This is a genomic window from Sulfurimonas sp. (assembly GCF_018698455.1).
GTDB lineage: Bacteria > Campylobacterota > Campylobacteria > Campylobacterales > Sulfurimonadaceae > Sulfurimonas.
Window position 1 is genome coordinate 50,522 of the sequence record NZ_JABIOQ010000022.1, and the last position, 10,797, is coordinate 61,318.

The 10,797-nt window shown below is 33.7% G+C and carries 10 protein-coding genes and 2 tRNA genes; 2 read left to right on the top strand and 10 right to left on the bottom strand.

The annotated features are described in order from the left end of the window. Window positions 1-8: 8 nt before the first annotated feature. From HOG88_RS03305 to HOG88_RS03345, 9 genes are all read right to left on the bottom strand, one after another. Window positions 9-1,448 carry a BatD family protein gene (locus HOG88_RS03305; protein WP_295003145.1) on the bottom strand — a complete coding sequence of 480 codons (1,440 nt, stop codon included), beginning with the start codon at window positions 1,446-1,448 and terminating at the stop codon, window positions 9-11. Further along, window positions 1,432-3,243, bottom strand: a complete 1,812-nt coding sequence (locus tag HOG88_RS03310; protein ID WP_295003148.1) for a VWA domain-containing protein — start codon at window positions 3,241-3,243, stop codon at window positions 1,432-1,434. Before HOG88_RS03310 ends, HOG88_RS03305 begins: the two co-directional genes overlap by 17 nt. 4 nt (window positions 3,244-3,247) lie before the next feature. Then, window positions 3,248-4,051, bottom strand: coding sequence for a VWA domain-containing protein (locus tag HOG88_RS03315; RefSeq protein WP_295003151.1), 804 nt, complete (start codon window positions 4,049-4,051; stop codon window positions 3,248-3,250). Between the two features lie 115 nt (window positions 4,052-4,166). Next, a complete protein-coding gene (locus tag HOG88_RS03320) occupies window positions 4,167-4,577 on the bottom strand; it encodes a hypothetical protein (RefSeq protein WP_295003154.1) in 411 nt (136 codons plus the stop codon). A 2-nt stretch (window positions 4,578-4,579) separates the two neighbouring features. Continuing rightward, the gene (locus HOG88_RS03325) at window positions 4,580-5,410 is read right to left on the bottom strand and encodes a DUF58 domain-containing protein (protein WP_295003157.1); all 831 of its coding nucleotides are present in this window, start codon (window positions 5,408-5,410) and stop codon (window positions 4,580-4,582) included. A gap of 13 nt (window positions 5,411-5,423) precedes the next feature. After that, a complete protein-coding gene (locus tag HOG88_RS03330) occupies window positions 5,424-6,371 on the bottom strand; it encodes a MoxR family ATPase (protein ID WP_295003161.1) in 948 nt (315 codons plus the stop codon). Between the two features lie 71 nt (window positions 6,372-6,442). Next, on the bottom strand, window positions 6,443-7,552 hold the full coding sequence (locus HOG88_RS03335; RefSeq protein ID WP_295003164.1) for a hypothetical protein: 1,110 nt from the start codon (window positions 7,550-7,552) through the stop codon (window positions 6,443-6,445). Beyond that, window positions 7,533-8,978 (bottom strand): VWA domain-containing protein, encoded by a 1,446-nt coding sequence (locus tag HOG88_RS03340; protein ID WP_295003167.1) that lies wholly within the window; start codon window positions 8,976-8,978, stop codon window positions 7,533-7,535. The genes HOG88_RS03335 and HOG88_RS03340 overlap by 20 nt, the downstream gene beginning before the upstream one ends. Continuing rightward, complete coding sequence (locus HOG88_RS03345; protein WP_295003170.1) at window positions 8,975-9,802, bottom strand: VWA domain-containing protein; 828 nt, start codon at window positions 9,800-9,802, stop codon at window positions 8,975-8,977. Before HOG88_RS03345 ends, HOG88_RS03340 begins: the two co-directional genes overlap by 4 nt. A 228-nt stretch (window positions 9,803-10,030) precedes the next feature. Here HOG88_RS03345 and HOG88_RS03350 point away from each other — a divergent pair. Together HOG88_RS03350 and HOG88_RS03355 are read left to right on the top strand one after the other, a co-directional pair. Further along, window positions 10,031-10,106, top strand: a tRNA-Lys gene (locus HOG88_RS03350). Window positions 10,107-10,122: 16 nt separating this feature from the next. Next, window positions 10,123-10,197, top strand: a tRNA-Glu gene (locus HOG88_RS03355). 222 nt (window positions 10,198-10,419) lie between these two features. On the opposite strand, the gene HOG88_RS03360 is transcribed toward HOG88_RS03355, so the two are convergent. After that, window positions 10,420-10,572: a hypothetical protein gene (locus HOG88_RS03360; RefSeq protein WP_295003173.1), complete on the bottom strand. Its 153-nt coding sequence runs from the start codon at window positions 10,570-10,572 to the stop codon at window positions 10,420-10,422. Window positions 10,573-10,797 lie beyond the last annotated feature (225 nt).

Sequence of the window (10,797 nt, forward strand, 5' to 3'; positions counted from 1 at the left end):
TGGAACTCTTAAGAGTTTATTTCATACTTCTTGATAATACTTTTTAAAGCTTTTTTATCTATCTCTCTTTTCTCTTTTGAGTAAAGATTACTTTCTAAAATATCCACTATCACTTGAACTTCTTCATCATCTTTAAACTCTAGAAGTTTCATTAACAATACTTTTTCATCTTTAATATCGATTTTTTTCTCTCTATTTGAAAGCTTAAAGTTTTTCACTAACATCAGAACTACCCCTAGCATAATTCCTATTACAAATGCTATAGCACTATAGAGTATTTCATTGTTTGTTTGTGTCTGTTCTATAGCATTAGAGTTAGCAGTTTCTTCTACTTTCGTATCTGTTGTATCGCGTTGTATCTTTAATGGTGTTTTTTCAACACTTCCTATCACTTTTATATCTATCTTATCTGTTGTAATGATTTCTACTTTTTTGCTCACAGGATTAAAAAATTCTAGTTTAAAACTAGGTATCGTGAAGTTATTATCGCCTACAAAAACAAGCTTTTGGGAAAGTTCATCTCCATCAATAATAATTTTTTCATCAAAAACATTTACTCTAGACACAAAAGGTTTAAAACTTTTCATATCTTCTAGATTTCCACTTCCACTGACACTAAGTAAAAGATTTACAGCTTCATTTGGATGTATCTCTTTTTTATCTACTCTCGCGTTTATAGTGAAGTTTCCTATGATTTTACTAGCATTTGGAAGTGCTTTAGCTGTGATACTCAACTCATTTGAGTAGTAAGTTTTCCATCTAACTTGAGGTATCAATGTTCCCCAATTATTCCTGCCTATTCGAGTAGCTATCTTAAGCTCTGCAGGACTTACAGTGAGAGTACCCTCTCTTTGTGGGGCTAACTTATAAAGTACCTTTGTACTTATGTAAACGCCATCATTAGCTACCTCTGGTTCAGATTCACTTTTTTTCCAAAAGCCCTTAAAATCTGGTGTAGTAAATTTATTGTCAACTGCTTGTGCTCCTACTTTTTGTTTTAAAGTAAGAAGTAACTCAAAAGGCTCACCTACATAAAGTTCTTTTTTAGTAGTTTGGAGTGAGAGTATAAAGTCAGGATTTGTATTTATTTGCATCTTTTTAATTTCAAGGTTTACACTATTTGACTTTTCTATAACACCGTTTATACTTAACTCTACACCATCTATCTTACAAGACTTTTTTGGTGTGAACTGATAACTTAATGTATAACTTTTTGCATATTTTCCATTGATGGACTGTATGCTAGTTTGTGAAGAAGTCGCTGTTACATTATTCCCACAGATTGTACTTATCCTTGGTTTTTCAATGTTTTCACCACTAACAGTTAAGATGTAACTAGCACTATCTCCACTATAAAGTACTCTAGGTTCAACCTTTGCAGTCACACCTGCTTGTAAAAATGTAGCTGTAACTATTAAAAGTAAATATAACTTACCAAGGTTTTTCATCTCTATTCTCCTCTGTATTTTCTTTATTTAAACGATACATATATGTGTTTTTCTCTTTTCCTAACTCTTGTAACCACTTAGCTTCTTCTTCATCACTCATCATATTTTTAATATCTTGAGGTTTTTGCTCAGAGGCATCATCTTTCATCTCTTGTGCCTCTTTATCTTTCTTGTCTTGCTCTTTTTCTTTTTTACTTTCTTCTTCTGCATCTTTTTTGTCATCTTTATCTTTTTTGTCATCTTTATCTTTTGACTTTTCATCTTTGGACTTTTTGTCTTTTGAGCTCTCATCTTTTTTATCAGACTTTTTATCTTTATCTGACTTTTTGTCCTTGTCAGACTTCTTATCATCATTTTTATCAGACTTTTCTTTATTATCTTTTTTGTCTTCTTTCTTTTGCTCTTCTTCTTTTTTCTCTTGCTCTTTTATAGCTTTTTTTACAGCTTCTAAATTCTCTTTTGTTTGCTTATCCTCTTTGAGTTTAAGTGAGTTTTCATAAGATTCTAAAGCTTTTTTCAGATTCTCTTTTGTTGGCTCTTTTGCGTAAGAATTTCCAATATTTGCATACTTCTTAGCATCTAAGTCATCATTTTCAAACTGAGCACTTTCATATGACTTTATTGCTTCTTTATATTTATTTTCTTTATACAAAGTATTACCTCTGTTGTAGTTTGACTCTGGTGTATCAAACTTTTCATATATCTGACCTCTCTTATCATACTCGCCGTGTTTATAAGCTTCTTTTGCCTCTTTTAACTCCATAAAGTCTAAAAGTCCCGCGTTAGCGTCTTCTATGCTAAACATAAATGTTGCCAAAACAAAAAGCTGTACAGTTTTCTTAAAGGAAAAAGACGAAAAAGCTATCAGTAAGAAAAAAAGTGCGAAGCCCAAAGGGTATTGAAAAAGTGGTGTGTATCGTGGTATCTCTTGAGATTTAAACTCTTTTTTCTCGCCAATAGACTCTATTTCGCTAAGTACCGCTTTTACGTCTTCATTTGAGTTTACACTCTGTATGTAAACGCCACCACTACTAGTTGCTAACTCTGCTATGTCTTCGTTTAGTTTAGAGACCATAACTTCACCCTCATGCTTGATAAACTCGCCACTTGAGTTCTTAACAGGGGCACCCTTACTTGTACCAATACCTAAAATAAATATAACTATTTTATTCTCTTTAGCAAACTCTATCTCTTTTGAAAAGTTGTCTTTATCTCCACCGTCACTAATGATAAGTAAGTACTTTACAGCATCAGTTACAATAGTATCCTTGACACTTTGAAGCATTGAAAGAAGATTTGTCCCCTTTTGTGTAATGGAGTCTGTGTTGAGCTCTCCTAAAAGAAATCGCACCGCGTTATGATCAAAACTCAGAGGTGACACAAGGTAAGAGTTCTTTGCAAAACCCATCACCCCTACTCTTTCTTTCGGAGAAAGTTTTAAAAGTTCTATAGCCTTTTGTTTAGCGAGTTTTAAACGGTTTGGATAAACATCCTCAGCAAGCATCGAGTCTGAGATATCAATGGCTATCATAATGTCTGAACTCTTGGACTTTATCTCTACAACTCCATCATTTATAACAGGTTCACTGAGCGCGGCTATTAGTAAAAAAGCAGTTATCATAAAAAGTATATTTCTTTTTTTAGCACTCAAGTGCTTCGATGAAACTCGGAGTTTGTTTAGGACCTCTTTACTAAAGTATGAAGTTTCCAACTCTTTTTTGACAAATAACATTATAAAAAACAGAAGTGTAGGAACTCCAAGGTAATAAAAAAATTCAGGATGTAAAAAACTCATAAGACTACCTTCTTCTTCTATTTTTCAAGTATACATACAACATTAGTGTTATAAACGCGAGTGTCAGTGGATAACGATAGTAGTACTGAACATAAGAAAAAGTCTCATTCTTGATGTCAGACTTTTCAAGAGCATCTATTTTTTCGTATACATTTTTCAACTCATTCGCATTTGATGCTCCAAACGCGACACCATTCGTCTCTTTAGCTATTTTCATAAGTACCTCTGAGTTGTACTCATTTTTCATACCTATGCCTATTGGGTAAACGCGAACCCCTTCTTTTTTTGCTATCTCTATTGCAACATCTAAAGGGATTTTATCTTTGCCTGGTGTTGAGTAACCATCTGTCAGGAGTATGGCTACCTTAGACTTTGATTCACTCATTTTAAGTAAATGGACACCCTGTGCTAAGGACTCATAGAGTGCCGTAAACCTTCCAGCCATACCTATGCGAAGCTGAGACACTATTCCTGATAGGATGTGTTCATCATAAGTTAGAGGAGAAGCTATAAATGAGTAGTCTCCAAACACAACGAGTCCCATATTGTCTTTTTTTCGCTTACGTATGAAGTCAGAAACTATTGACTTTACCACATCAAAACGACTCGCACGGGGATTATTTTCATCAAAGCCTTGTGCTTGCATAGATTGTGAAGCATCTATGATTATTGCAAGTTCATGACCTTTTTTTGGTTCTAATTCATAAACTTCATCTTTGAGAGGAGACATAAATGCCATAAGTAAAAGTGAGAGTGTTGCCCATTTAAGCAAAAACAGAATTTTAGAACTCCCTACACTGTTTTTCATAAACTGTGCAACTTGAGGAAAGTATAAAGATGGAACTTTCAACTTACAAAAGTAAGCACAAAAAATGAAAGGTATTATTAAGAGTGCAAGATAAGGAAATGCGAAATAAATTCCATCAAACATGTAGTAAAGCCATGTAGTTTTTCAAACTAGTTTTTGTTTCTTCATCAAAAGAATCAACATTTTTTCTATACTTGTAAGTCTCAAGATTATTTTGTAAATGCTCATATGCCTCTTGATGCTCTAAAGAATCATTTTGAAAACTTTGTGCATAGTAGGTAATGTCGTAAGCCGCTTTTTTTGCATCACTAAACTCCACTGCGTTTAAGAGTTTCAAATGCTCTTTTCTCAAACTAAATTTATTTCTATTTTTTATAAATCTTATGAGAGCAAAAATCAAGAGTGTAAAAAGAATCACTCCTACAATTACAGTCACTATGAGATAGTACAAAGAGTATTCTGGTACATCTATTAGGGGTTTAATATCATGAAGGGGTATGTCAAATATTTCTGGTTTATGTTGCATTATTATTTTCCATCAAATAGTCTACGAAGTGCTACTGTAGGGTTCGAGTCTGTGTATACTTTTGTAAAACGCACCTGTTCACGTCTGAGTACCTTGAATAATTCTCTATCGTGTGCTTGTACTTTTTGTGCATAAGTTTCTACACTTTTTGCATTAAAGTCACCTTCTAGGAGTGCTCCACTTTCGGGATCTACTAAAGAAGAAAAACCCATTTTTGGTGGTTTTTCTTCAAGGTGGTCACGCACTATGATTGCGATGATCTCATGTTTTCTTGCAAGTAGTTTAAAGTCTGGAATCTCAAAAAAATCCCCCACTATCAAAATAACAGACTTACGCTTGAGTCTTTTAAAAAGAGTGTCAGATAAAACTGAAAAGTCTACTTTTTGATTGAGTGCATTAAACTTTAGAACCTCATCAACACTCTTTTGAATGTGACTTAGCTTTTTACTCGGTCTATTATGAGAGATCATCTTATCTGTAAAAATGTATGAACTGAGTAAGTCCCCATTTTTTATAGTTGAGTACCCAAGTAGTGCCACTAGCTCAGCAATTACTTCTTGTTTAAACTTCTTTGCTCCAAAATGAACACTTCCATTTAAAACAGAAGCTATAACTATGTTAAGCTCTCTCTCTTCACGAAATATCTTTATGAATGGCTTTTGCATCTTCGCTGTGATATTCCAGTCAATATGACGGATATCATCACCTGGTGCATATTCACGAAGCTCTATAAAGTCATAACCCTCACCATGAAATATAGAAGCATTGTTTCCAACCATTTCACTAAAGACTTGGCGACGAGCCTTGACTAGTATTTTTTGTAATTTACTCATAACTATCGCTTGACTACGGTATCTTCACAGTCTCAAGAACTTTTTGAATCATCTCATCAGTAGTAACACCTTCTGCCTCTGCTTCATATGTAAGCACTATACGGTGTCTCATTAACTCTTTTGCTATGTATGCAACGTCTACAGGTGTAACAAAATCTTTTCCTCGCATAAATGCCATCGCTTTTACTGCTTTGAACATATCTATACTCACACGAGGAGATGCACCAAATTGTATGTACTCTGCTATGTCATCTAAACCATATGCACTTGGGTTTCTTGTTGCACTCACTAGCTCTATCATGTACTCTTCAACTTCCTCGTCAATATGAACACTTCTTACAGCCTCTTTAAGTTCTTCTAAATCATCTGGAGTAAGTACTGCATTTATCTCTTGTGAACTAGCACTTGATATACGACGAGCGATTTCTAGTTCTTCTTCTTTTGTGTTGTAATCAACAACAAGCTTTAACATAAAACGGTCAAGTTGTGCTTCTGGAAGTTGGTAAACACCTTCTTGTTCTACTGGATTTTGAGTTGCCATAACGAAGAAAGGAGGTTCTAGTTTAAAAGTAGTGTCTCCTAAAGTCACTTGCTTTTCTTGCATAACTTCAAGAAGAGCAGATTGGACTTTTGCAGGTGCACGGTTAATCTCATCTGCTAGTAAAAGGTTTGTAAAAATAGGACCTTTTTTAATTTTAAACTGGTTGTTTTGTGGATCATAAATTTCTGCACCCAAAATGTCTGCAGGAAGTAAGTCAGGAGTAAACTGAGCACGTTTAAAGTTCAGACCTAAAGCTTGAGAAAGTGCATTCACTGTTGTAGTCTTTGCAAGACCAGGAACACCTTCTATAAGAATATGTCCCTCACATAAAAGAGCTATTAGAAGAGAGTCTATCATTTTCTCTTGTCCTACAACAACTTTTGCAACTTCTTTTTTTACATTTTGTATTTTATTCATCATTTTCTAACAAACCTTTTTTTTAATCGTTTAATTATAATCTTTTGGAGTAAATAGTTATTAAATATCTAAACCTAGTACCTTTTCAATACTTCTTTTTTTGCTTTACCCAGAGAATTAAACTCATCTGAGTCTATCTTTGAAATTATCTCATTATACTTTGTTGCATCTTCTAAGACAAGAAAAAAATTCAACTCTTTGAAACTTTTCATATTTTCTACCTTTCTCTCAAATATATCTCTTTCGCTCAATGAAGTCACATTTTTTTTAAATTTTATTTTACCAAGTAAAAAACCAAGAATAAAAACTAAAGCATAGTAAAGATAGTCGCTTTTAAACTCAAAGCTATTCTTCTTTTCATCTAATAACTCTTCTTTTTTATAGAGTGCTTTTTCTACTGTCACATCAATACTATCCATATGTAAAGTTGTTAATCTCTTTACCTCTAGGTCAAAATACTCCAAATCAAAACTAGGAATACTAAAATTCTTTTGGGCTACAAAGGCAAACTTTTTACTCCACCTACCCTCATAACCAGATTTAGTAAGTGCAACATCTAGTGTTGTGTCTCGAGCAAAAACTTTTACACCATCTAATTTGTATAATATTTCGGGAATCTCTGAAAAATCTGCATTACCCTTTAAGATAAATTCTAAATGATACGGTTCATAAGCCTTAATATTTTGTGTATCTTTATTTGTTATAAGTTCAAGTTTACCCACAACATTACTCATAGAGTCTTTTACATCTATTGTTATTGCTTCATGTTTTATTATTTTGAGGGTAAATTCTTCATAGTCAATATTATCTCGTCCCAAAACAGTATTTTCTATAGAGTCTTTGTTTGTCTTTTTCATTCTTGCATTAAGTTTTAGTTTAAATGGACCAGCTTTTTTTATAAAAAGAACAAACTCAAACTCATTTATTTTTTTCCCGTCTATTATTTTTTCATCTTCTCTGAGAACTTCTAGTCTATACTCTGGGGTATCCGCCTCTTCTTTAAACTCAACTCCATATAAACTTGCCTTATCCTTGAATTTGCAAATATACTTTAAGTAAATAGCCTCATTTGTATGTGCCGTTTTACTATAATCGTTGAGGCTCCATGTATAATCTACAGCATAAAGTTCTATGCTTAAAAACATACTTATTATTACAAATATTTTACCAAGGTTTTTTTTCATCTATTTTCCTTACATTTATAAGTTCATATTGTTTGGAACTTAGTTTTGCCTTTCCTGAATTAAGATCTATTTGTGAGGCCTGTTTACTCTTCTTACCCTTGTTCTTTTCACCACCACTCGTAGAGCTACTAACTTTCATATTAGAGCTTCCTCCACTATCACTTTTTTTAGAGTTTTCTCTTTTTTTCGCCAAGTCTTTTTTATGCTTTGCTTTTTGCTGACCAGTACTCATCTCTCGTCTCTCACGAACACCCTTAATATACTGCATGTTTTCATCCGCTTCTTTAGTATAAACAAGGGTCAAGGATTTTATAAAGTACTCTCTCGCTTTTGCAAATTTTTGCATTCTTATGAGCGCGTTCCCACAGTTATAGTAGACATTTGCTTTCACACTAGCCTTATGAGACTCTACACTCTTAAACATCTCCAAAGCCTTCTCATACTCACCCTCTTCATAAAGCAAAACAGCTTTCTCATAAAGAACTCTATTCTCATCTTTTATAATGTCTAAAACATTTGCGTTTAATGTTATTCCAAAAAATAACAAGAGAGCTAGAATATACTTCTTTAAAGTAGTCACTCCGACTAAAAATATCACTATCGCCAACAGTACAAAATAATAAAAGAGTTCTATGTTTTGTACAACTACGACATTTGACTTATACTCCGCGTTTGACTGTGAGTCCAAAGCAGATAAGATCTCATCTATATCGTGAGAATAAACACCACCACTTTTTGAACATATGAGAGAAATAGCACTATTTTTTCTACTGACGACTATGTCTCCTAGTTCATCAGTTAAAAGCTCACCTTTTGCATCTTTAAGCGTTGACCCAATATTTGTCGCTAACATTAGAACATTGACTATAAGATGGTTCTCTTTTGCATATAAGGCTTCCTCTACATACTCAAACTCATCTGCACCATCGGTGAGAAGTATCACACTCACATCTCTTGAATGTGACATTTTTCTAGCTAAACGCAAGGCTGGCATCACAGCACTACCTTTGGTAATAATAAATTTTTCATCTATAGCATTAAAAAGATGAAGTAAAAGTTCACTGTCTTGGGTTAAAGGAGAAAGGATAATGGCATTTGTTGTAAATCCCAGTACTCCAAAACGATTTTGTGTTTTTGACCTTACAAGATTAGTTAAAACCTCTTTAGCAAACTCTAATCGTGTTGGCGATATATCTGTCGCCTTCATGGAGTAAGAAAGATCTACACCTATTATGACATCACCTAACACTTCTTGTGACTCTACTGGTGTCTGTTCAATAACCGGACGGCTCAAGGCAAAAATAATAAATAAAAAACTTATCATATAAGCATATGAACGAAAGCCTATACTTTTAAAATCATTTTTTATAAAAATTGCGACTATAAAGAGAACAAGCCAAAAATACTCAGGATTTAAAAAACTCATTTTTTTAACTCCTTATAGAGTAATAAAAGTAAAAAGAGAGAAGCCAAAAGTAAGAGGGCTTGAAAATAATAATCTTTTTCTTTATACTCTTTTGAACTAATTTTTGAGGATTCTAACTTGTCAATTGCATTATAAACACTCTGTAAGTCTTTTGCACTTGGAGCGTTGTAGTAAACTCCGCCCGTCTCTTTTGCTATCTCTCTCATTAAACCGGAATCTGCTTCGCCTATGCCTATAGTATATATTTTAATGTTTGCACTCTTCGCTAAGGCTGTTGCATCTTTTGGAGAGATTCGACCGCTATTGTGTTCACCATCACTTAGTAGTATCATCACCCTGCTCTTCGCCTTGGAAAATTCAAATGACCTCACACCCATAGCTATTGCTTCACCTATAGCTGTGTTTTGTCCAGCCATACCTTGAGTCAGATACTCAAGCATATCTGCAACAATTTCTTTTTCATAAGTAATAGGTGAAGCTATAAATGCGAAGTCACCATAAAGGACCACCCCAACATTATCACTGCTTCTATTGAGTATAAACTCTTTTGCTATCATTTTACTCAAAGCAAAACGCGATAAACGCTCACCACCTGAAAGTTCATCATCCCTGTCAAAACCACTTGCATTCATAGAACCACTTGCGTCTATTCCAAGAACTATATCTTTACCAAATCTATTTAATGGGTTAGACTTGTCTACTATAATTGGCGAAGACAAGGCTATGCATAATAGTATAAATATAATGACCTTTACAATCCACTCTAATTTAAAAAAGCTCTTCTTTACAGATAAAAACTGTAAGTGGACAAAGTACTTTTGCATCTTAAACTCTTTACAACGAATGAGACAAAAAATGATAGGTAATAACAATAATATTAAAAATGGATACTCAAAACTATAATAATTCATATCTCTTATTTTAGCTAATAAACCTTATAGGCATTGTGCTCTTTGGCATCATTTTACAAAATATTTAAATTCATTACTATTGTTCTTGACTTATCAAACCTATTTGTCTATAATTTCGACCTCTTAACATTAAGAGATTAAGTCTTGTTAGCTCAGCTGGTAGAGCACGTCACTTTTAATGATGTGGCCGATGGTTCGAATCCATCACAGGACACCATTTCCAAAATATTTGTGGCCCCGTCGTCTAGCGGTTAGGATCCATGGTTTTCATCCATGTCACAGGAGTTCAATTCTCCTCGGGGTCACCACTCAATCAACCTATTTTAGGCACTTCCCTACTTTAAGAATACAAACGGTCTCACTTTAGGTCTCATAAATTTCACAATAATATTACAAACTCACCCTACTTTCTTTAATACCTGTTTCTATATAAAAGGGTATAACTTCTCGGGGGTCACCACTTCACAAAAACCTTACACACTTACTTTCAAACACTAATAAATTATTTATTACTACAAGTTTTTACTACTTTAAAATTTAATTGTAATAGTACGCTCTTCTTTAAAGACTTTATCAAGAATATTTACTTCCTTTAATGCTAGTCTGCACCCTGCTATAACAGTATCTTCTTGTTTATCAGCTATATTAAGTGAACTACTTGAAACTATATCTTTATCAATCAAAAAACATTTTCTAGCACCACTTTTTAAGAAGACCCTTTTTATTATAGTCCTGTCAAACTCTTTCATTCCAGGCGCAATAGCTACAATGCAAAAAACGGAGCAAATCGGACACCTATGACACTTCAGTTCGGACACCCATGACAGTTTCATTCGGACAGTGATAACGGAAATGAATCGGACGCTTTGGTCTAAAAACCGTCAAGAAAGAAAAATTTAAGAAAGGGA

Bases quoted from the DNA above. Each gene is read 5' to 3' on its own strand.
- HOG88_RS03305 (WP_295003145.1), bottom strand. From the start codon at position 1,448: ATGAAAAACCTTGGTAAGTTATATTTACTTTTAATAGTTACAGCTACA.
- HOG88_RS03310 (WP_295003148.1), bottom strand. From the start codon at position 3,243: ATGAGTTTTTTACATCCTGAATTTTTTTATTACCTTGGAGTTCCTACA.
- HOG88_RS03315 (WP_295003151.1), bottom strand. From the start codon at position 4,051: ATGAAAAACAGTGTAGGGAGTTCTAAAATTCTGTTTTTGCTTAAATGG.
- HOG88_RS03320 (WP_295003154.1), bottom strand. From the start codon at position 4,577: ATGCAACATAAACCAGAAATATTTGACATACCCCTTCATGATATTAAA.
- HOG88_RS03325 (WP_295003157.1), bottom strand. From the start codon at position 5,410: ATGAGTAAATTACAAAAAATACTAGTCAAGGCTCGTCGCCAAGTCTTT.
- HOG88_RS03330 (WP_295003161.1), bottom strand. From the start codon at position 6,371: ATGATGAATAAAATACAAAATGTAAAAAAAGAAGTTGCAAAAGTTGTT.
- HOG88_RS03335 (WP_295003164.1), bottom strand. From the start codon at position 7,552: ATGAAAAAAAACCTTGGTAAAATATTTGTAATAATAAGTATGTTTTTA.
- HOG88_RS03340 (WP_295003167.1), bottom strand. From the start codon at position 8,978: ATGAGTTTTTTAAATCCTGAGTATTTTTGGCTTGTTCTCTTTATAGTC.
- HOG88_RS03345 (WP_295003170.1), bottom strand. From the start codon at position 9,802: ATGCAAAAGTACTTTGTCCACTTACAGTTTTTATCTGTAAAGAAGAGC.